General features: G+C 71.5%; 17 protein-coding genes, 1 tRNA gene and 1 other RNA gene. 6 read left to right on the forward strand and 13 right to left on the reverse strand.

The window, feature by feature from the left end:
- The first annotated feature begins 57 nt into the window (after positions 1 to 57).
- Positions 58 to 804 carry an SDR family oxidoreductase gene (locus BJ984_RS00700; protein WP_179546404.1) on the forward strand — a complete coding sequence of 249 codons (747 nt, stop codon included), beginning with the start codon at positions 58 to 60 and terminating at the stop codon, positions 802 to 804.
- Positions 805 to 935: 131 nt separating this feature from the next.
- Here the strand turns inward: BJ984_RS00700 and BJ984_RS00705 are convergent, their stop codons facing one another.
- From BJ984_RS00705 to ffs, 4 genes are all read right to left on the reverse strand, one after another.
- Positions 936 to 2,126 carry an acetate/propionate family kinase gene (locus BJ984_RS00705; protein WP_179546405.1) on the reverse strand — a complete coding sequence of 397 codons (1,191 nt, stop codon included), beginning with the start codon at positions 2,124 to 2,126 and terminating at the stop codon, positions 936 to 938.
- Positions 2,123 to 4,378, reverse strand: coding sequence for a phosphate acetyltransferase (gene pta, locus BJ984_RS00710; protein WP_271206334.1), 2,256 nt, complete (start codon positions 4,376 to 4,378; stop codon positions 2,123 to 2,125). Before pta ends, BJ984_RS00705 begins: the two co-directional genes overlap by 4 nt.
- A 67-nt stretch (positions 4,379 to 4,445) precedes the next feature.
- On the reverse strand, positions 4,446 to 5,111 hold the full coding sequence (locus BJ984_RS00715) for a hypothetical protein (RefSeq protein WP_179546406.1): 666 nt from the start codon (positions 5,109 to 5,111) through the stop codon (positions 4,446 to 4,448).
- A 94-nt stretch (positions 5,112 to 5,205) separates the two neighbouring features.
- Positions 5,206 to 5,302, reverse strand: an RNA gene (ffs, locus tag BJ984_RS00720) — signal recognition particle sRNA small type.
- 60 nt (positions 5,303 to 5,362) lie between these two features.
- Between ffs and BJ984_RS00725 the strand changes: the two genes are divergently transcribed.
- The 4 genes from BJ984_RS00725 to BJ984_RS00740 all read left to right on the forward strand — a co-directional run bounded on the left by BJ984_RS00725 (position 5,363) and on the right by BJ984_RS00740 (position 8,873).
- Entirely contained in the window at positions 5,363 to 6,016 is a 654-nt protein-coding gene (locus BJ984_RS00725; RefSeq protein WP_173182662.1) for an SDR family oxidoreductase, read from the forward strand.
- 71 nt (positions 6,017 to 6,087) lie between these two features.
- Positions 6,088 to 6,175: transfer RNA gene (locus BJ984_RS00730), tRNA-Ser, on the forward strand.
- A 56-nt stretch (positions 6,176 to 6,231) separates the two neighbouring features.
- A complete protein-coding gene (locus tag BJ984_RS00735) occupies positions 6,232 to 7,353 on the forward strand; it encodes a Gfo/Idh/MocA family oxidoreductase (protein WP_179546407.1) in 1,122 nt (373 codons plus the stop codon).
- 107 nt (positions 7,354 to 7,460) lie between these two features.
- Positions 7,461 to 8,873: a cell wall-binding repeat-containing protein gene (locus BJ984_RS00740; protein WP_179546408.1), complete on the forward strand. Its 1,413-nt coding sequence runs from the start codon at positions 7,461 to 7,463 to the stop codon at positions 8,871 to 8,873.
- Between the two features lie 184 nt (positions 8,874 to 9,057).
- Here BJ984_RS00740 and BJ984_RS00745 read toward each other — a convergent pair whose 3' ends face one another.
- Together BJ984_RS00745 and BJ984_RS00750 are read right to left on the reverse strand one after the other, a co-directional pair.
- Entirely contained in the window at positions 9,058 to 9,495 is a 438-nt protein-coding gene (locus BJ984_RS00745) for a DUF3151 domain-containing protein (protein WP_179546409.1), read from the reverse strand.
- Positions 9,496 to 9,563: 68 nt separating this feature from the next.
- A complete protein-coding gene (locus BJ984_RS00750) occupies positions 9,564 to 12,044 on the reverse strand; it encodes a phosphoketolase family protein (RefSeq protein ID WP_179546410.1) in 2,481 nt (826 codons plus the stop codon).
- Between the two features lie 152 nt (positions 12,045 to 12,196).
- On the opposite strand from BJ984_RS00750, the gene BJ984_RS00755 reads away from it, so the two are divergent.
- Complete coding sequence (locus BJ984_RS00755) at positions 12,197 to 12,817, forward strand: hypothetical protein (RefSeq protein ID WP_179546411.1); 621 nt, start codon at positions 12,197 to 12,199, stop codon at positions 12,815 to 12,817.
- 52 nt (positions 12,818 to 12,869) lie between these two features.
- Here the strand turns inward: BJ984_RS00755 and BJ984_RS00760 are convergent, their stop codons facing one another.
- The 7 genes from BJ984_RS00760 to BJ984_RS00790 form a co-directional block, all read right to left on the reverse strand.
- A complete protein-coding gene (locus tag BJ984_RS00760; protein WP_271206335.1) occupies positions 12,870 to 13,430 on the reverse strand; it encodes a GNAT family N-acetyltransferase in 561 nt (186 codons plus the stop codon).
- Positions 13,423 to 14,577, reverse strand: a complete 1,155-nt coding sequence (gene menC / locus BJ984_RS00765; protein ID WP_179546412.1) for an o-succinylbenzoate synthase — start codon at positions 14,575 to 14,577, stop codon at positions 13,423 to 13,425. The genes BJ984_RS00760 and menC overlap by 8 nt, the downstream gene beginning before the upstream one ends.
- A 36-nt stretch (positions 14,578 to 14,613) precedes the next feature.
- Positions 14,614 to 15,888, reverse strand: a complete 1,275-nt coding sequence (locus BJ984_RS00770) for a saccharopine dehydrogenase family protein (protein ID WP_179546413.1) — start codon at positions 15,886 to 15,888, stop codon at positions 14,614 to 14,616.
- The gene (locus BJ984_RS00775) at positions 15,885 to 16,625 is read right to left on the reverse strand and encodes a phosphatase PAP2 family protein (protein ID WP_179546414.1); all 741 of its coding nucleotides are present in this window, start codon (positions 16,623 to 16,625) and stop codon (positions 15,885 to 15,887) included. Before BJ984_RS00775 ends, BJ984_RS00770 begins: the two co-directional genes overlap by 4 nt.
- Positions 16,626 to 16,639: 14 nt before the next feature.
- Positions 16,640 to 17,869 (reverse strand): multidrug effflux MFS transporter, encoded by a 1,230-nt coding sequence (locus BJ984_RS00780; protein ID WP_179546415.1) that lies wholly within the window; start codon positions 17,867 to 17,869, stop codon positions 16,640 to 16,642.
- 1 nt (position 17,870) lies between these two features.
- Positions 17,871 to 18,884 (reverse strand): aldo/keto reductase, encoded by a 1,014-nt coding sequence (locus BJ984_RS00785; protein ID WP_179546416.1) that lies wholly within the window; start codon positions 18,882 to 18,884, stop codon positions 17,871 to 17,873.
- 68 nt (positions 18,885 to 18,952) lie between these two features.
- Complete coding sequence (locus tag BJ984_RS00790; RefSeq protein WP_179546417.1) at positions 18,953 to 19,765, reverse strand: DeoR/GlpR family DNA-binding transcription regulator; 813 nt, start codon at positions 19,763 to 19,765, stop codon at positions 18,953 to 18,955.
- Positions 19,766 to 19,807: the final 42 nt, after the last annotated feature.

The raw sequence follows: 19,807 nt of genomic DNA on the forward strand, positions 1-19,807 counted from the left end.
CCACCCCCCGCCGCGCATCCGCCCACCGGCCGAACCGCCACCAGAAAAGGACACCCCATGGACCTCACCCACCGCACCGCGCTCATCGTCGGCGGCACCTCCGGCATCGGACTCGGCCTGGCCCGCCGGCTCGCCGCGGCCGGCAGCACCGTCGTCGTCGGCGGCCGCGACACCACCCGCCCGGGCCTCGACGGCCTCGACACGGTGACCGTCGACGTCACCGACCCCGCATCCGTCACCCGCGCCCGTGACGAGGTGCTCGCCCGCCACCCCGGGCTCGACCTCGTCGTCACCATGTCGGGCGTCATGCAGCTGGAGGACCTCCGCGACCCCTCCCACTTCGCCCGGACCGAAGCGGCGATCGCGGTGAACCTGCTCGGCACGATCCGGGTCGTCGACGCCTTCACACCGCACCTCGCCGCGCGCGGCGCCGGCGACATCGTCACGGTCACCTCGGGCATCGGCTTCCTCCCCTTCCCACCGATGCCCGGCTACGGCGCCTCGAAGGCCGGCGTCCACGCCTACACCGAGGCCCTCCGCGCCCAGCTGGCCGGAACCGGCGTCGAGGTCACCGAGCTCGTGCCGCCCGCGGTCGCCACCGCCGGCCAGGAGAAGGTCAACCCCGCCGCGCTGCCGCTCGAGGCGTTCCTCGACGAGGTGCTGGGGCTGCTCGCCCAGACGCCGACCCCGCCCGAGATCGTGGTGGCTGCCGCCCAGCGGCTCCGCTGGGCCGAGCGCGACGGAACCTACGCCGAGCTGCTCGCCCAGCGCTCGCAGGCCCTCAGCCTGCTCCCCGGCCGCTAGTCCTGAGCCATAGCCCGGCGGGCATGCGACCACCGGATGCCCGCCCGCACGATCGGCCAGACAGTGCTCCCGCCAGCACCGCGGCCCGGATGCCCGCCCGGCACAACCGGCCGAGCGGACCGTGCGGCGAGCTACGCCGACACCGCCGCGAACGACTGCCGCGCGATCTCCAGCTCCTCGTTCGTCGGCACCACCAGCACCTTGACCCGCGACGAAGCCGGCGAGATCGTCCGCGCCTCCGAGCCCGGGGCCTCGTTCAGCTCCGCATCCACCGTGATGCCCAGCTCCTCGAGGCCGGCGAGCGAACGCGCCCGCACGAGCGGGTTGTTCTCGCCCACGCCTGCCGTGAACACGACCGCGTCGAGGTGCCGGAGCTGCGCGTAGTACGACCCGACATAGCCCCGGATGCGGTGCAGGTAGACCTCGAGCGCCAGCTCGGCGGCCGGGTCGCCCGCAGCCGCCGCCTTCTGCACGTCGCGCATGTCCCCCTTTCCCGACAGCCCCAGCAGCCCCGATCGGCGGTTCAGCAGTTCGTCGAGCTCGGCGAACCCCATGCCCGTCTTGCGGTTGAGGTGGAACAGCACCGCCGGGTCGAGATCTCCCGAGCGCGTGCCCATCACGAGCCCCTCGAGCGGCGTCATGCCCATCGAGGTCTCGACCGAGCGCCCGCCGTCGACGGCACAGACGGAGGCTCCGTTGCCGAGGTGCAGCACGATCATCCTGAGCGAGGAGACGTCCTTCCCGAGGTACTCGGCCGCCGCGCCCGACACGTACTTGTGCGAGGTGCCGTGGAACCCGTACCGGCGGATGCGCTGCCGCTCAGCCAGCGACGCGTCGATCGCGTAGGTGTAGGCCGCCGGCGGCAGCGTCTGATGGAACGCCGTGTCGAACACCGCCACCTGCGGCACCGACGGGAACGCCTTCTGCGCCGCGTCGATCCCCGCGAGGTTCGCCGGGTTGTGCAGCGGGGCGAGCTCGCTGAGGTCTTCGATGTTGATCTTCACGAGATCGGTCACGATGGTCGCCTCGTGGAACCGCTTGCCGCCGTGCACGACCCGGTGGCCGACGGCGATGAGCGGATGCTCGTCGAGCGAGGGGCCGTGGTCGCCGAACGCGGCGAGCATCGCCGCGAACCCGGCGGTGTGGTCGGCGATCGGGTCCTCCGACTCCCACGACCCCTCGGTGGTGGTGTGCTTCGTGTGCCCGACGTCCTCACCGATCCGCTCGACGAGCCCTGACGCGAGCACCTGCTCGGTCTCGATCTCGATCAGCTGGTACTTGAACGACGACGAGCCGCTGTTGACCACCAGGATGGCGCTCATGCGAACACCGCCCCGGCACCCGAAGACGCAGCAGGCCCCGTCGCCGCCTGGATCGCCGTGATGGCGATTGTGTTCACGATGTCGGGCACGAGCGCTCCTCGGGACAGGTCGTTGATCGGCTTGTTCAGGCCCTGCAGCACCGGCCCGATGGCCACGGCCCCCGCCGAGCGCTGCACCGCCTTGTAGGTGTTGTTGCCCGTGTTCAGGTCGGGGAAGATGAACACCGTCGCCCGGCCGGCCACCTGGGAGCCGGGCATCTTCGCGGCGGCGACCACCGCATCCGTCGCCGCGTCGTACTGGATCGGCCCCTCGACCGGCAGCTCGGGATGCGCGGCCCGCACCAGCGCGGTCGCCTCGCGCACCTTCTCGACGTCGGCGCCGGAGCCCGACGAACCGGTGGAGTACGAGAGCATCGCCACGCGCGGGTCGATGCCGAACTGGGCGGCGGTCTCGGACGACGACACGGCGATGTCCGCCAGCTGCGAGCTCGTAGGGTCGGGCACGACCGCGCAGTCGCCGTAGACGAGCACGCGGTCGGCGAGCGCCATCAGGAACACGCTCGACACCACCGACACCCCGGGGCGCGTCTTGATGATCTCGAACGCCGGCCGGATGGTGTGGGCCGTCGTGTGCGCGGCGCCCGAGACCATGCCGTCGGCGAGGCCGAGCTGCACCATCATCGTGCCGAAGTACGACACGTCGGTGACGGTGTCGTAGGCCATGTCGAAGGTGGTGCCCTTGTGGGCGCGCAGCTTCTGGTACTCCTCGGCGAACCGGGTGCGGAGCGCGGGGTCGAAGGGCGACACGACGGCCGCCGCGTCGAGGTCGAGGCCGAGCTCGGCGGCGCGGGTGCGCACCTCGTCCTCCTCGCCCAGGATCGTGAGGCGGGCGACGCCGCGCGTGAGCACCGTGTTCGCCGCGCGCAGGATGCGGTCGTCCCCGCCCTCGGGCAGCACGATGTGCCGATCGGCCTGGCGGGCGCGGTCGAGCAGCCCGTACTCGAACATCAGCGGCGTCACGACATCCGCCTTCGACACGTCGAGCAGGCGCAGCAGCTGCGAGCCGTCGACGTACTGCTCGAACAGCGCCAGCGCGTTGTCGAACTTGACCGGGGAGTCGGCGGCGAGACGCCCACGGGTCGAGGTGATGCGCACGGCGGTCTCGTAGGTGCCGAGCTCGGTCGAGATGATCGGGATCTTCGGGTCGAGCCCGCGGATCAGCCGCATCACCGGCTCCGACACCTCGAAGCCGCCGTTCAGCACGATCGCCGCGAGCGAGGGGAAGGTGCCCGAGGAGTTCGCCATCAGCACCGCGAGCAGCAGCTCCGACCGATCGCCCGGCACCACGACCACGGCGCCCTCGGTGAGGCGGGGCAGCACGTTGCGCATCGACATCGCGGCGACCACGACGCCGAGCGCCTCCCGGGCCATCAGCCGCGGGTCGCCGAGCACGAGGGTGCCGTCGATCGATTCCAGGATGCTCGCCACGCTCGGTGCCACCAGCAGACGGTCCTCGGGGATGGCCCAGACCGGGATGCGGCGCGGCTGCACCGGGATCGCCGCCGTCACGGGCGCCGGCTCCGCGGCCGCGGACTGCACGAGCTCCTCCACCGCGTCGCGGGCGGCCAGCGAGATCGCGTCGCGGATCTTCTCGAGGTTCTCGGGGTCGGAGCGGTTCGCCACGATCCCGACGAGCGTCGCGTGCGCGTTCTTCAGCTCGACCAGGGCGAGCTCGGTGATCTGCCGCATGTCGTCGGCCGAGCGCGCCTCCGAGCGGCCGAGCAGCTCCTCGGAGCCCTGCCCCTTGCGCCCGCCGAGCACGAGCAGCACGGGAGCGCCGAGGTTGGCGGCGATGCGCGCGTTGTAACTGAGCTCGGAGGGGCTGCCGACGTCGGTGTAGTCGCTGCCGAGGATGAGCACGGCGTCGTGCTCACGCTCCACCGCCTTGTAGCGCTGCAGGATGCGCGACAGCGCGGCCTCGGGATCGGCGTGCACGTCGTCGTAGGTGACGCCGATCGCCTGCTCGTAGCCGAGCTCGCTGCCGTCGTGCTCGAGCAGCATCTCGAGCACGTAGTCGCGGTCGGCGACACTGCGGGCGATCGGGCGGAACACCGCCACCCGCTGCACCGAGCGGCGCAGCATCTCGAGCACGCCGAGCGCGATCGTGGATTTGCCGGAGTGGCCCTCGGCGGAGGTGATGTAGATGCTCTTCACGCCGGGGACGGAAGCGGGGATGTTCTCAAGTGATGACACGGAATCCTCTTCGGTTGTCCGTGCTCCACTCTATCCAGGCGCGGCTGGGACGCGCCCGGAATCCGGGTCAGGCTCCGCAGATGTCCCCGACGACGCCGGTCGAGCTGGACACCGTGATCATCTGGATCGTGCCGGTGCCGGAATCCTGGAAGGTCACCACCCGGCCGTCCGAGAACAGCTGGTAGGCGGCGGGCTGGCCCTGCGTTCCGGGAGTGGCGACCGCATCCGGTCGCGCCGCCTGCAGCTCGGCGATCGTCGAGCCGAGGCCGATGCCCTCGACGGTGCGCGGTCCGGTGCCGGGCTGCACGGTGTCGATGGCGACCATCCGCACCAGCGTGACCGCCGCGGCCGGGTTCTGCTCGTCGATGCCGCTGACCATGGTGTAGCCCACGCCGCCGAAGGTCCAGGTGTCGACGCCGGGGCGGCAGATGACCGGGGCGGCGGGCACGTCGGCCTGCACGACCTGGAAGGTGTCGCCGACCACGAGCGGGCCGATGCCGGCGAACGAGACCACCCAGGTGGAGGTGTCGGAGGCGACGTAGGCGTCGGGGTCGACCTCGTCGGTCGGCTCCGGGGCGGGCGCAGGGGCGTCGGTTGGGGTCGCGGTCGCGGTGGGGGTGACCGTGACGGTCACCGTCGGCTCGGGCGTGGGGGCGGGGGCCGAGCATCCGGATGCCGCCAGCAGCACCCCGAGGGCGATGGCAGCGAGCGCGGTGCGGTGCAGTGACGTCATGGCCCGAGGCTATCGACCCGGGGCCGCGCCCCTCGCGCCCCTAAACGGGTGAACCTCGCGCGATGACGAGCGGATGCGCGACCGCGCTTTAACGAAGAAGGACTCCCCGCGCACCCGCCAGAGCCCGGTTACCCTTGCTGCGTTTCCGCCCTGGGGGAGTTGGCCTGGATGGCGCCACACGGGGAGCCGACGACCAGTGTAGCAACTGCGGCGCGCTTGATGAATCGAGCGCAGAGGAGTTGGCTGGAGGTATGAAGATCGCCATCGCCGGAGGACACGGCCAGATCGCCCTGCACACCACCAAGCTGCTCAGCGCCTCGGGGAACGAGGTGTGGGGCATCGTGCGCAACCCGGACCACGCGTCCGACGTCGAGGAGGCGGGCGGGCAGGCGCTCGTGCTCGACCTCGAGCAGTCGGACTCGGAGGCGCTCGCCGCCGAGCTGTCGTCGCGCGAGATCGACGCGGTGGTGTTCGCCGCCGGAGCCGGGCCGGGCAGCAGCGCCGAGCGCAAGCAGACCGTCGACCGCGACGGGGCCATCCTGCTGGCCGACGCCGCCTGGCGCGCGGGAGCCAAGCGGTACGTGCTCGTCTCGTCGATGGGCGCCGACTCGTTCGACGCCGCCAGCGACGACGTGTTCCAGATCTACCTCAAGGCCAAGAGCGAGGCCGACGCGGCCGTGCGCGAGAGCGATCTCGACTGGACGATCGTGCGCCCTGGCGGCCTGACCGACGACCCCGCGACCGGGTCGGTGACGCTCGCGGAGTCGACCGGGCGCGGCACCATCCCGCGCGCCGACGTCGCCTGGCTGATCGCGCAGCTGCTCACCTCGGGCGAGGGCGTGCACAAGCAGTTCGAGGCGATCTCGGGCTCGACACCCATCGCGGAGGCGCTCCGCGCGCTCTGACACGCACCCGCGGTCGGCGGGCGGTGCCGGGAGCAGGTAGGATGCTTCATGGTCATCGCCGCGCGATGCCAGGAGAATTCGCCTAGTGGCCTATGGCGCACGCTTGGAAAGCGTGTTGGGTGCAAGCCCTCGGGGGTTCGAATCCCCCATTCTCCGCCAGTAAGACAGGAGCATTCCCACCCGCTGCAGGCCCTCACCGGGCTAGCGTGGAGGGCATGCAGGGAAGCAGCGAAGGCCCCGTCCGGTTCGGCATCGTGGGGAGCGGGTGGCGCAGCGAGTTCTTCCTGCGCATCGCCGAGGCCCTGCCCGATCGTTTCGAGGTCGCGGGCCTCGTCACGCGCAGCCCGCGCACGGCGGCTCGGCTCGAGGCGCGGGGCGTGCATCCGTTCAGGGACGTCGACGAGCTGCTCGCCGCCGCACCAGAGTTCGCCGTGGTGTCGGTGCCGCGGGAAGCCGCCCCCACGATCATCCAGAACCTGGTCGACGAGCGGATGCCCGTGCTCACCGAGACCCCGCCGGCCACCGATCTCGCCGAGCTCGTCGACCTCTGGCACGGCGTCGAACGCGTGCCGGGGGCGATCGTTCAGGTCGCCGAGCAGTACCACCTGTCGCCGTTGCTCAGCGCGCAGCTCGCGGTCGCCGCTTCGGGGCGCCTCGGCCGGATCAGCCAGGCCGTCGTCGCCCAGTGCCACGACTACCACGGCGTCAGCGTGCTGCGCCGGGCCCTCGGCATCGGCGCCGAGGACGCCACGATCACCGCCCAGACCTTCACGTACCCCCTGCTGGCCGGCCCCGACCGGCACGGCGACCCGCACGAGGAGCGCTTCGTCACCGCCACCCAGACCACCGCGCGCTTCGACTTCGGCGACCGCCTCGGGGTCTACGACTTCGCGCCCGAGCAGTACTTCTCCTGGATCCGGGGCAACCGGATGCTCGTGCGGGGCGATCGCGGAGAGCTCGAGAACCTCGAGGTGCGCTACGTCCGCGGCCACGACGAGCCCGTCTTCGGGCAGCTGCGGCGCGTGATGACGGGCGAGGGCGGAAACCTCGAGGGCCTGTTCCTGCGCGGCCTGCTGCTCGGCGAGGAGTGGATGTTCACCAACCCCTTCATGCCCGGCCGCCTCGCCGACGACGAGATCGCCATCGCCCGGATGCTCGAGGGCATGCGCACCCGCATCGCGGGCGGCCCCGACGTCTACTCCCTCGCCGAGGCGAGCCAGGACCACTACCTCGCCCTCCTGCTGCAGCAGGCCGCCGCCACGGGCGACCCCGCCCGCTCCACCCCCCAGCCCTGGGCCGAGGCCCTCGCCGCGACCGCCGACACGACCGCCGCCTGAACGCGACCGCTTAGGATCGCCGCCGGGACGGGCACCCACCACAACGGGGGCTACGCACCGTCTACACCTGTGCCATATGGTCGGGCTCGACCCTACGGACAGGACCCATGAAGCGATCCGCTCTCCTCACGATCCCCGCTCTGCTCACCGGCCTCCTCGTCGCCACCGCCCTTCCGGCGCAGGCGACGACGCTGCCGCCGTCGAGCACCGAGACCACCGCGACCGCCACACCCGTTGCGACGGAGGCGCCCGCGGCCGAGACTCCAGCTCCCGAGACGCCAGCTCCCGTGGCGACGGCGACGGCAACCCCTGACCCCACGTCGACTCCACCCGCCACGGATCTCGCCGCGCCGGACGAAGCCACCACCGACGTGGTTGCGGCGAGCATCCCGTCGAGCGGCAACGTCCGCCTCGGCGGCGAGACGCGCTACGACGTGGCCGTGACGATCTCCCGCGAGTGGCAGGGTCCGGTCGACACCGTCTTCATCGCGAAGGGCACCGACTACCCCGACGCCCTCTCCGCCGGAGCCGTCGCAGCGAGCCTGAGTGCTCCCCTCCTGCTCACGTTGTCCGACCGCCTGCCCGACGTGGTCGGAGCGCGGCTGGCCGAGCTCCAGCCGTCCCGCATCGTGGTCGTTGGCGGCACCTTCGCCGTGAACCAGTCGGTGGTGCAGACCCTCCAGTTCTACGCCCCGGAGGTGCTGCGCATCGGTGGGGAGGACCGCTATGCCGTCTCCCGCGCGCTGGTCGAGTTCGGTTTCCCGGCGGGCGCCCCGTCGCTCTACGTGGCTACGGGCGCCGGCTTTCCCGACGCCCTGTCCGCCACCCCGGCCGCAGCGCGAGCCGGGTCGCCCGTGCTGCTCGTGAACGGTCGCGGCGGTGAGCTCGACGCCCCCTCCCGCGAAGCGGTGGCCGCCCTCGATGCCACCGGCATCGTCGTGGTCGGCGGGCCGAACTCGGTCGGCCCGGCGGTCGCCTCCGGGCTGGGCGCCATCGCGCCAGTCACCCGCGTCGGCGGCGCCGACCGCTACGAGACCTCGATGGCCGTCAACCGGGCCGCGTTCCCGTCAGCGACCCGGATATTCTTCGCCACTGGCCGTACCTTCGCCGATGCCCTTGCCGGCGGCACCCTGGCCGGCGTGCAGGGCTCGCCCCTGATCGTCGTGCCCGGCGGCTGCGTCACACCGTCGACGGCCGCCGCCGTGAATTCGTCCTACCCGGATGCCCAGCGCGTGATAGTGGGCGGCCCGAACGCCGTCTCCGACTCGGTCTTCGATCTGAGCGAGTGCGCGCCCCCGCCCCCGCCGCCGGCTCCGCCCGCACCTCCGGCGCCGCCCGCTCCGCCCGCGCCCCCGGCCCCTCCAGGCAACCCGGGCGACTCGAAGAACTGCAGCGACTTCCCGAACTGGGCTGCGGCCAAAGCTTGGTTCGACCTCTACTACCCCTACTACGGAGACGTTGCCCGCCTGGACGGCAACAATGACGGGGTTCCCTGCGAGAGCCTCCCCGGCGCCCCGTGACGACCGCCGGTTAAAAGGGGAACCGCCCCGGCCGTGGCGGGGGCGGTTCGTCGAGAGCTGGAAATGAGCGGTCGTGCCGCTCACCGGCTACATCGAGCTCTTAAGAGTTCTGCACCTTCATATCGACTCCTTCCGTCGTCTGATAGAACGCAACAGTACGCCTCGGCATTCCGAAAGGAAAGCCTCAGCGCTCGCCGGCCTCGATCGCCGCGACGGCACGCGGGTCGGCGCCCTGCAGGAACTCGGTCAGGCGGGTCACCTCGTCGGTCTCGCCGATCGCCTCGGCGGCCCGGCGCAGCAGGTAGAGCGACAGCAGTACGCCGCGGTTGGGCTCGTGCGACCACGGCACAGGGCCCTGGCCGCGCCAGCCGGCCTTGCGCAGGGCGTCGAGCCCGCGGTGGTAGCCGACGCGGGCGAAGGCGTAGGCCTGCAGCGTCTCACCGCGCGAGAAAGCGCGGTCGGCTAGCGTCGCCCAGGCGAGCGACGAGGTGGGGTGGGCCTTCACCGTCGCCTCGAGCACCTCGTCGACGTCGTAGCCGACGGCTCCGGCGACCGCCTCGGCGACTCCGGGCTCCTCGGTCAGGCGGGTCTCGGGCAGGCCGAGCAGATTCTCAGAACTCATGCCTCGATGCTACGCGGATGCACGCCCGAACCCACCCCCGAGGAGGGAGCGGCACGGCGAGGCGCCGCTCAGCCGAACTCGCCGCGGCCACCGCGGGCGTTGTCGTCGCCCGTGTCGCCTGCCTCCTCCACGTCCTCGTCGGAGGCGAAGACGAGGCCGGCGGAACCGGTCACGTCGGGCGCGTCCTCCCCGTGCGCCCGGGTGTAGGCGCGGTGCGCCGCCCGCGCGTCGTCCATCTTCTGCGACAGCCCCGCGTAGGCGGTCGAGAGCCGGGGCACGCGCCGGATGACGTCCATCACCAGCCGGAACCGGTCGAGGTCGTTCAGCATCAGCATGTCGAAGGGCGTCGTGGTGGTGCCCATCTCCTTGAACCCGCGCACGTGGATGTTCGCGTGGTTCGTGCGCCGGTAGGTGAGCCGGTGGATCAGCGACGGGTAGCCGTGGAACGCGAACACCACCGGCTTGTCCGTGGTGAACACCGCGTCGAACGACGCCGCGTCGAGGCCGTGCGGATGCTCGGTCTGCTCCTGCAGGCGCATCAGGTCGACCACGTTGACGAAGCGCACCGCGAGGGCGGGGATCTCCTTCTTCAGGATCTGCACCGCCGCCATCGCCTCGACCGTCGGCACGTCGCCGGCCGCCGCGACCACGACGTCGGGCTCCTCCCCCACGCGCTCCGTGCCGGCCCACTCCCAGACGCTCACACCGCGGGCGCCGTGGGTGCGGGCCTCCTCCAGCGACAGCAGCGAAGCCGTGGGCTGCTTGCCCGCGACGATCACGTTGACGTAGTCCCGGGACGCCAGGCAGTGCTCGGCCGTCACGAGGAGGGTGTTCGCATCCGGTGGCAGGTAGACCCGCACCACGCTGGACTGCTTGTTCACCACGTGGTCGAGGAACCCCGGGTCCTGGTGCGAGAAGCCGTTGTGGTCCTGACGCCAGACGTGCGACGAGAGCAGGTAGGTGAACGAGGAGATCGGCCGGCGCCACTCCACCTTCGCGCTGGACTCCAGCCACTTGGCGTACTGGTTGAACATCGAGTCGACGACGTGGATGAACGCCTCGTAGGAGGTGAACAGCCCGTGCCGCCCGGTGAGCAGGTAGCCCTCGAGCAGCCCCTGCGCGAGGTTCTCGCTGAGGATCTCGATCACGCGCCCGTCGTGCGAGAGGTTCTCGTCGGTCTCGAGCACCTCTGCCTGCCACTCCTTGGCCGTCACCTCGTAGACGTCGTCGAGCCGGTTGGAGGCGACCTCGTCGGGCCCGAAGATGCGGAACGACTCCGGGTTCAGGCGGATCAGGTCGCGCAGCCACGCCCCGAGCACGCGGGTCGGCTCGGCCACCGCACCACGGCCCTCGGCTCCGGTGCCCGGGCCCGACGGTCCGTCTCCCGGGGTGATGTCGACGGCCACGGCGTCGAGCGCGGGCAGGGTCAGCGCCTTGCGCAGCAGCCCGCCGTTCGCGTGCGGGTTCGCGCTCATCCGCAGGTCGCCCGCCGGACGCGCCGGGGCCAGTTCCACGACCGGCTTGCCGTGCGCGTCGAAGAGCTCGCCCGGACGGTAGCTCATCAGCCACTCCTGCAACTGGGCGAGGTGCTCCGGGTTGTCGCGCACGCCGGCGAGCGGCACCTGGTGCGCGCGCCAGGTGTTCTCGACGGGCAGTCCGTCGACGAACTTGGGGCCGGTCCAGCCCTTCGGGGTCTTCAGGATGACCATCGGCCACGCCGCGCGCGCCGTCTCGCCGCCCGAGCGCGCCTGGCGCTGGATGGTGGCGATGTCGTCGAAGGCCTGCGCCATGGTGTCGGCGAAGCGCTGGTGCACCGCCATCGGGTCCTCGTCGTCGAAGCCGCCGGCCACGATGCGGGGCGAGTAGCCGTAGCCGATGAACAGCGACTCGAGCTCGTGCTCCGGGATGCGCGCCAGCACGGTCGGGTTGGCGATCTTGTACCCGTTGAGGTTGAGGATCGGCAGCACGGCCCCGTCGGTCATCGGGCTGAGGAACTTGTTCAGGTGCCAGCTCGTGGCGAGCGTGGCGGTCTCGGCCTCGCCGTCGCCGATCACGCAGGCCGTGATGAGGTCGGGGTTGTCGAGGGCTGCGCCGTAGGCGTGCACGAGCGAGTAGCCGAGCTCACCCCCCTCGTTGATCGAGCCGGGCGTCTCAGGCGCCGCGTGCGAGGGGATGCCGCCCGGGAACGAGAACTGACGGAACAGCCGGCGCATGCCCTCGCCGTTCTGCGAGACCTGCGGGAACAGCTCGGAGTAGGTGCCGTCGAGCCAGGCGTTCGCCACGACCCCGGGGCCACCGTGACCCGGGCCGGCGATGTAGATGACGTTCGAGGAGCGCTCGACGATCAGCTTGTTCAGGTGCGCGTAGATGAAGTTCAGCGCCGGCGTCGTGCCCCAGTGCCCGAGCAGCCGCGGCTTGATGTCGTCGACCTTCAGGGGCCGCTTGAGAAGCGGGTTGTCGAGCAGGTAGATCTGCCCGACCGAGAGGTAGTTGGCGGCGCGCCACCAGGAGTCGACGACGGACAGGGGGACTGCATCGTGAGCGGTCATGGCCTCAGCCTACGAAGGGCGTCCCGCCGCCGACAGGGGGTGCGGCTCCTTTCCGACGGCCGTCGCACTCTGGGCGCCGCCTGGGAGCTGCTGCCCGGGTGTCCCCCAAGTGGCCGCTACAGCGGCCGCGGACCTCGCCCTACCCTGGTCGGGTGAGTGTGCAGACGGGGGTCTCGACGCGAGTGCTGCGGCCGCGCGCCCAGATCCTCGCGCAGGCGCGCATCGTGGTCGCGGCGCTGACGCTGCCGATCTTCACCGCCATGCTCTGGTACGCCATTCCCCGCGGCAGCTGGCCGCGGGTGGTGATCGCGTTCGGCTTCGTCGTGCTGCTCTACGTCGCGGCCGTGCTGCTGCTGCGGGCCGTCAGCATCCGGGTCGATCGGGATGCCGTCATCGAGCGCGGTTTCTTCTCGCACAACCGCGTGCCGGTGAAGCGCATCGCCGGCGCGATCGTGCTCGACGTCTACCGCGGGCCCTCGACCGAGACCACGCCGCAGCTCTTCCTGGTCGACACCGCCGGCGAGCTCCTGCTCCGGATGCGCGGCGAGTTCTGGTCGGGCGACGACATCGAGCGCGTCGCCGCCGCGGTCGACGTGCCGGTTCGGCGCCGCCTCGACCCGGTCACCGCCGCCGCCCTGCGCAAGGAGATGCCCGAGCTGCTCTACTGGTTCGAGCGCTGGCCCTGGGTGGGCGCGCTCACCGCGGCCGGCACCATCGCCGCCCTGGCGCTGCTCCTGATCGGGCTCATGTCGCCGACCCTGCTGCTGCCCTGAGCGGCCGTCACCCGAGCGGCGGTCACCAGAGCGGCGGGCACCCGAGCCGCAGTCACCCGAGCATCCGGCCGAACAGCACCCCGTCGGCGTCGCGCCGCAGCTCCCGGAACCCGACCCGCGGGTAGAACGCCTGCGCGCCCGTGTTCGCCGCGTCGACCCCGAGGTGAACGCCCGCCGTGCCCGCGGGCAACGCCGCCACGAACGCCTCGATCAGCGCCCGCCCCGCGCCACGCCCCTGGGCGGCCGGCAGCAGGTCGATGTGCAGGTGCGCAGGCAGGTCCGCGGCCTCCACGATCAGCAGTCGCCCGGCGTGCTTCCGACGTTCGAGAGGTGTCAGGCTCGACGGATGCGCTGCGAAGCGCTCGGCGAAGCGCACCGTGTCGGCCGTCCCGAGCACGTAGCCCACGACCTCGTCGCCCACCGTCGCCAGCACGGCGAGCGCCGGCTCGAGGTCGAGATAGGGTGTGGCCCAGCGGTCGGTGAGCACCCGCAGATCCGGATGCAGACCGCTCGCATCACGCCCCGCGTCGCCGGTGCGCACGCAGATCTCGAGCACGGCCGCCCGATCGCCGGCCCGCGCCGGGTCGAACGGCCGCAGCGCGATCTCAGGCACGGGTGAGCAGCTCGGCCGGCCTGGTGCGCCACGCGGCCACCAGCTCGGTGCGCACCGTCACGCCGGTGCCGGGGCCCGAGGGCACGGCCAGCCGTCCGTCGACGAGGACGAACGACTCGGTCAGGTCGTCGGCGAAGTAGCGGTCGGACGCCGAGGTGTCGCCCGGCAGCGTGAAGCCGGGGAGAGCGGCGAGCGCGACGTTGGCGGCCCGGCCGAGGCCGGTCTCGAGCATCCCGCCGCACCAGACGGCGACGTCGCGCTCGAGGCAGGCGTCATGGATGCGGATGGCCTCGAGGTACCCGCCGACCCGACCGGCCTTGATGTTCACGATCGAGGTGGCGTCGCGCTCGATCGCGTCGATCGCGACCGCCGTGCTCGTGATCGACTCGTCGAGGCAGACCGGGGTGTCGATGGCCTTCGCGAGCATCACGTGCGCCGCGATGTCCTCCTCGACGAAGGGCTGCTCGACGAGCAGCAGCCCGAAGTCGTCGAGCCCGCGGAGGTGGTCGATGTCGGCCACGGTGTAGGCGGTGTTCGCGTCGACCTGCAGCAGCGCATCCGGCCCCAGCATCGAGCGCACGGCGGCGACCGGTTCGAGGTCCCAGCCCGGCTTGATCTTGAGCTTGATGCGGCGGTAGCCCGCCTCGGAGTACTCGGAGACCTCGTCGAGCAGTGCCTCGATCGACGGCGCGATGCCCACCGAGACGCCGCAGTCGACCTCGGGCCGCACCGCGCCGAAGTACTCGCCGAAGCTGATGTCGGCGGCCCGGGTCTGGGCGTCGAGCACAGCCGACTCGAGGGCGGCCTTCGCCATGCGGTGGCCGATGGTGCCGCCCAGCACGCTCGACACCTCGGCGGCGCGCACCGTGCGGGCCGCGAGCAGGGCCGGGGCGAGATAGCTCCGGATGACGGCGGCCGCCCCCTCGACGTACTCGCTCGAGTACACGGGGTCGGCCATGGCGACGCACTCGCCCCAGCCCTCGCCCTGGGCGGTGAGCACCCGCACGAGCAGCACGTCGCGGGCGGTCTGGCGGCCGAAGCTCGTCTCGAACGGACGCACGAGCGGCATCGCGATGCGGTGCAGCTCGATCGCCTCGATCTCGACCGGCAGGGCCGAGCCGCCGGTGTGCACCGCGATGCCGCTCATGACGTGACGCCGCTCATGGTCCCGTGCGCCCTGGCCTCAGGCGAGCCGGTCTTCGAGGCCCCAGGCCTGCCCGTAGCCGCCCTCGTCCAGCGGCGCGGCCATCAGGTCGAGGAACGCCTTCGCGTCGAACGCCTCCGGGCCGAGCACGCCGGTGCCCGTCCACGTTCCCCGAGCGAGCAGCTCGAGCGCGATGACCGGGTTGAGGGCGGTCTGCCAGACGACGCACTGGGCCTCGTACTCGGCCATCGTCCACTCGTTGTCGCTGACGTGGTAGAGGTACACCTCGCGCGGCTCGCCGTCGGTGCCGGTGCCCGTGACCCAGAGGCCGGCGCAGGTCTTGCCCGTCATGAAGGGGCCGAGGGTCGCGGGGTCGGGCAGGCCGGCGGCGACGACGTCGCGGGGGGCGACCTCGACGGGGCCGTTCGCCGAGCGCACGCGCACGGGCTGGGTCTTGTCGAGGCCGAGCTGGTGCAGCGTCTTCAGGATGCCGATGAACTCCTCGCCGAGCCCGTACTTGAACGTCACGCGCTTGGCGTCGACCCAGCGCGGCATCAGCAGCACCTCCTCGTGCTCGACGTTGACGCACTCGACGTCGCCGATGCCCTCGGGGAAGGTGAAGACCTCGGGCTCCGAGAACGGCGGCGTGGTGAACCAGCCGGTGTCCTTCTCCCAGATCACAGGAGGGTTCAGGCACTCCTCGATCGTGGTCCAGATCGAGAACGAGGGGGCGAAGATCTCGTTGCCGTCGCTGTCGCGCACCACGAGGTTGGCGCCGTCGCGCGTGCCGAGCTCGTCGATCTCGCTGAACAGGTGGTCGGCCGCGTAGCGGGCGAAGACATCGGAGAGGCCGGGCTCGACGCCCATGCCGACGAGGGCGAGCCGGCCGGCCTTCTCCCAGTCGGGCGCCTGCGCGAACTGGTCGTCGCCGAGCTTGACGCCGGTCTCGGTGTACGGGTTCGTGGGGTGCGGCTCCGACAGGCTCATGGCCATGTCGAGGTAGTCGGCGCCCGCAGCGAGCGCCCCGGCGAAGATGGTCGGCACGAACTTCGGCTCGACCGCGTTCATCACGTGGGTGGCGCCGTGCCTGCGGGCGACCTCGGCGACGTCGTCGGGGTTCGAGGCGTCGATGCGGTCGGCGGTGAAGCGGGCCGCGACGTCGGGGCCGTGCTTGCCCTCGACCCACGCGACGGTGCGTTCGGCTCGGGCGAGGTCGTAGTCGGTGACGACGATGTGGTCGTAGAAGCTGCGGCGTGCGGCGATCTTGGCGATCGCGTCGCCGACACCGCCCGCGCCGACAAGGAGGATTCTCATGCCCCGACGCTACCGGTAACCCCGGGCGGAGCGGAACGGTTCCAGATCGGCCGATGGTCACGCACCCGCTCGGCGTAGATCTTCGACGCGAAGGGGGCCCAGACCAGCGCGGCGACGCCCGCACCGAGGAGCAGACCGCCGATGGTGTCGGTGAGCCAGTGCGCACCGAGGTAGGTGCGGCTCGCCATCATCAGCAGGGTGTAGACCGAGCCGGCCACCCAGATCCAGGTGCGCGCGAAGACGATGCCGAGCACCACGGCGAGCGTCGCCGCGTTCGCGGAGTGACCGGAGGGGAAGGAGCCGAAGTCGCTGACGACCAGCATGTCCTCGGGCCGGGGCCGCCCGACCGCGGTCTTCAGCACCTGCACGACGGCCGCGCTCAGGATGATCGAGATCGTGAAGAACAGCGCGGCCCAGGGACGTCGGAAGATCAGCAGCAGCGCGATCACGACGAGCGGGATGACGATCACCGCGAGGAACCCGCCGCCGAGGTAGTTCATCATGAGCGACGGCGCTTCGAGGACCGGCGTGCGATTCTCGAGGATCTCGTCCATCCACTCCTCGTCGATGCCGAACGGCAGCCCCTGCTCGCGCACGACGACGATGACCCCGAGCAGCACGGCGACCAGGAGCGCCACGACCGCCGAGACCACGGGCCAGCGCCGGGTGACCTTGTAGGGGACGGGAGGCTCCGGCGGGCCGAGCGTGTCGGCGGGCGGCGGCGTCTGATCTGACATCCCGTGAGCGTACCTCAGTGCCCGAGAGCCGGCACCCGCTTCGGCCGCACCACGAACCACAGCGACAGGATGCTCACGAGCGCCGTCGCCCCCATCACCGCCGCCATCGGTGTGGCCGAGTCGATGCCGAGCACGCCCACCAGGGGCGACACGATCCCGGCCATCCCGAAGTTCACGGCGCCGAGCAGCGACGCCGCGGTGCCGGCCTCGTGGCCGTGCGCGTTCAGCGCCAGCACCTGGACGCACGGGAAGGTGAGCCCGCAGGAGGCGATGAAGAACCAGAGCGGGATGAGCGTGCCCCAGAGTCCCAGCCCGAGCACGGAGAACAGCGCGATCAGTGCCGCGCAGGTGAAAAGCAGCACGGTCGAGACCGCGAGGATCCACTGCGGACCGAACCAGCGGGTCAGCCGGGCGCTGATCTGCGTGCCCGCGACGATGCCGAGCGAGTTGACGGCGAAGAGCAGGCCGTACTGCTGGGGGTCGAAGCCGTAGACCTGCTGGAACAGGAAGGAGCTGGCCGAGAGGTAGGAGAACAGCCCCGAGAAGGTCATGCCGCCGATCAGGGCGACGCCGACGAAGATCGGGTCGGTCAGCACGTTGCGGTAGCGGCGCAGCACGCCCGAGCCCCCGGCGCCGCTCCTCCGTTCCTTCGGCAGCGTCTCGTTGATCCAGAGCGACACCACGGTCACCACGAGCGCCCCGTAGGCGGCGAGCACCCAGAAGATGCCCCGCCAGTCCACCACGAGCAGCAGCTGCGAGCCGATCACCGGCGCGATGATCGGGGCGAGGCCGGAGACGAGCGCGAGCCGGGACAGCATGACCACCAGCCGGCGCCCGCCGAACAGGTCGCGCACCATCGCCATCGCGACTACGCCTCCGGCCGCGGCGCCCATGCCCTGGACGACCCGGAACACCCCGAGACTCACGATCTCGGGCGCGAGCGCCGCACCGACGCACGCCAGCACGTGCACCGACGAGGCGATGATGATGGGCATCCGTCGCCCGACCCGGTCGCTCAGCGGCCCCACCAGCAGCTGCCCCAGCGCGAAACCCAGGGTGGTGCCGGTGAGGGTGAGCTGGATCGCGGCGGCCGAGACGCCGAAGTCGGACTCGAGCACCGGGAACGCCGGCAGGTAGAGGTCGATCGTGAACGGTCCGAGCGCCACGAGAGCGCCGAGGATGATGACGTAGAAGAAGCGGCGCCGACCGCTCAGCGCGTCGCCCGGGTGCAGGACCGTCGTCAAATCAGCGGCGCCCCGTTCCGTCGACGGCGAAGGGCTCGATGGCGGCGAGCTCGTCGTCGGAGAGCTTCGGGGCGCCGAGCGCGGCGACGTTCTGCTCGAGCTGCGCGACGCTCGACGCGCCGATCAGGGCGCTGGTGACCTGCGGGTGGCGGAGCACCCAGGTCAGCGCCAGCTGCGCCAGGGTCTGGCCGCGGCCCTTCGCGATCTCGGCGAGTCCGCGGGCGCGCTCGAGGTAGGTGTCGTCGATGCGGTCGGCCGAGAGGAAATTGCTCGTCGCCGCCCGCGAGTCGGCCGGCACGTGGCCGTCGAGGTAGCGGTCGGTGAGCAAGCCCTGCTGCAGCGGCGAGAAGACGATGCTGCCGGCACCGACCTCCTCGAGCACGGGTAGCAGGCCGGTCTCGATGTGGCGGTTGAACATCGAGTAGCTGGGCTGGTGGATGGTCAGCGGCACCTTGTGCTCAGCGAGGATGCGCGCGGCCTCGCGGGTCTGCTCGGGCGAGTAGTTCGAGACGCCGACGTAGAGCGCCTTCCCGGAGTGCACCGCGGTCGCGAGGGCGCCCATGGTCTCCTCGAGCGGGGTCTCGGGGTCGAAGCGGTGCGAGTAGAAGATGTCGACGTAGGGCAGGCCGAGCCGGGTCAGCGACTGGTCGAGCGAGGCGAGCAGGTTCTTGCGCGAGCCCCACTCCCCGTAGGGGCCCTCCCACATGTGGTACCCGGCCTTCGACGAGATGATCAGCTCGTCGCGGTAGGGAGCGAGGTCTTCGGCGAAGACCCGGCCGAAGTTGGTCTCGGCCGACCCGGCGGGCGGGCCGTAGTTGTTGGCGAGGTCGAAGTGGGTGATGCCGAGGTCGAAGGCACGGCGGATGATCGCGCGCTGGGTGTCGATGGGGCGCTCGTGGCCGAAGTTGTGCCAGAGGCCGAGCGAGAGCTCGGGGAGCTTCAGGCCGCTCCGGCCCGAGCGCTTGTAGGGCATCCGCTCGTAGCGGTCGGCGGCGGCGAGGTAGGTGTCGGACATCGCGGGGCTCGTTTCTCTTCGGCTCTTCGGCTCTTCGGTGAGGTGTGGGGCTGGGGGGTGAGTGGGGTTCAGGGGGCCGCGAGCACGTCGAGGCCGGCGGCTCTGAGGGCCGCGAGCCGCTCGTCGTGCCCGGCCGGGGCGTCGGCTCCGGATGCGGTGACCAGCAGCTCGAAGTCGGCCAGGGCTCCCACGATACCCACGTCGGCGTGCCCGATCTTCGACGGGTCGGCCACGACGACGGCGCGGTCGCTCGCCGCCACCATCGCGCTCTTCAACTCGGACTCGGGGAGGTTGACGTTCGTCACCCCGGCGCGGGCGTCGACCCCGGTGCAGCCGATGATCGCGAGGTCCGCGTGCAGGCGGCTGAGCAGCGCCGAGGCGTAGGGCGCGACGAGCGAGTGCTGGAGGGGCCGGAGCGTGCCGCCGGTGACGACGACCGTGAAGCGCGGGATCGCGTCCTCGAGCGCGAGCGCGATGGAGAGACCGTTCGTGATCACGACCACGTCGTCGAGGTCGTCGCGCTCGAGGAGGGCGTCGGCCACGGCCGCGGTGGTGGTGCCGACGTCGAGCAGCACGCTGCTGCCGCTCTCGACGAGCGCGGCGGCGGCGACGCCGATGCGGCGCTTCTCGTCGGCCCAGGTCGCCCGCGCCGACTCGAAGGAGGGCTCGAGGGCATCGGTGCGGGGGGACATGCCGCGGAGCACCGCTCCCCCGTGCACGCGGTCGACGGCTCCGTCGCGCTCGAGCGCGGCGAGGTCGCTGCGCACGGTGACCTCCGAGACGCCCAGCTCGCGGCTGAGCTCGGCGACGCGGGCGAACCCGGTGGCCGCGACGAGCTCGAGCACGCGAGTGCGCCGCACGGTCGACGCGTCATTCCCCATGCCTCCATCTTACGCATTCGAAACCAGATTGGCGGGCTTGAC

Source organism: Herbiconiux flava, from assembly GCF_013409865.1.
Lineage (GTDB): Bacteria > Actinomycetota > Actinomycetes > Actinomycetales > Microbacteriaceae > Herbiconiux > Herbiconiux flava.

What these genes read in the sequence shown, in the direction of transcription:
- menC (WP_179546412.1), bottom strand. Translation starts at nt 14,577, where the DNA reads ATGAGCGGCATCGCGGTGCACACCGGCGGCTCGGCCCTGCCGGTCGAG.
- BJ984_RS00735 (WP_179546407.1), top strand. Translation starts at nt 6,232, where the DNA reads ATGCAGGGAAGCAGCGAAGGCCCCGTCCGGTTCGGCATCGTGGGGAGC.
- BJ984_RS00715 (WP_179546406.1), bottom strand. Translation starts at nt 5,111, where the DNA reads ATGACGTCACTGCACCGCACCGCGCTCGCTGCCATCGCCCTCGGGGTG.
- BJ984_RS00750 (WP_179546410.1), bottom strand. Translation starts at nt 12,044, where the DNA reads ATGACCGCTCACGATGCAGTCCCCCTGTCCGTCGTCGACTCCTGGTGG.
- BJ984_RS00725 (WP_173182662.1), top strand. Translation starts at nt 5,363, where the DNA reads ATGAAGATCGCCATCGCCGGAGGACACGGCCAGATCGCCCTGCACACC.
- BJ984_RS00740 (WP_179546408.1), top strand. Translation starts at nt 7,461, where the DNA reads ATGAAGCGATCCGCTCTCCTCACGATCCCCGCTCTGCTCACCGGCCTC.
- BJ984_RS00770 (WP_179546413.1), bottom strand. Translation starts at nt 15,888, where the DNA reads ATGAGAATCCTCCTTGTCGGCGCGGGCGGTGTCGGCGACGCGATCGCC.
- BJ984_RS00785 (WP_179546416.1), bottom strand. Translation starts at nt 18,884, where the DNA reads ATGTCCGACACCTACCTCGCCGCCGCCGACCGCTACGAGCGGATGCCC.
- BJ984_RS00745 (WP_179546409.1), bottom strand. Translation starts at nt 9,495, where the DNA reads ATGAGTTCTGAGAATCTGCTCGGCCTGCCCGAGACCCGCCTGACCGAG.
- BJ984_RS00790 (WP_179546417.1), bottom strand. Translation starts at nt 19,765, where the DNA reads ATGGGGAATGACGCGTCGACCGTGCGGCGCACTCGCGTGCTCGAGCTC.
- BJ984_RS00700 (WP_179546404.1), top strand. Translation starts at nt 58, where the DNA reads ATGGACCTCACCCACCGCACCGCGCTCATCGTCGGCGGCACCTCCGGC.
- BJ984_RS00705 (WP_179546405.1), bottom strand. Translation starts at nt 2,126, where the DNA reads ATGAGCGCCATCCTGGTGGTCAACAGCGGCTCGTCGTCGTTCAAGTAC.
- BJ984_RS00775 (WP_179546414.1), bottom strand. Translation starts at nt 16,625, where the DNA reads ATGTCAGATCAGACGCCGCCGCCCGCCGACACGCTCGGCCCGCCGGAG.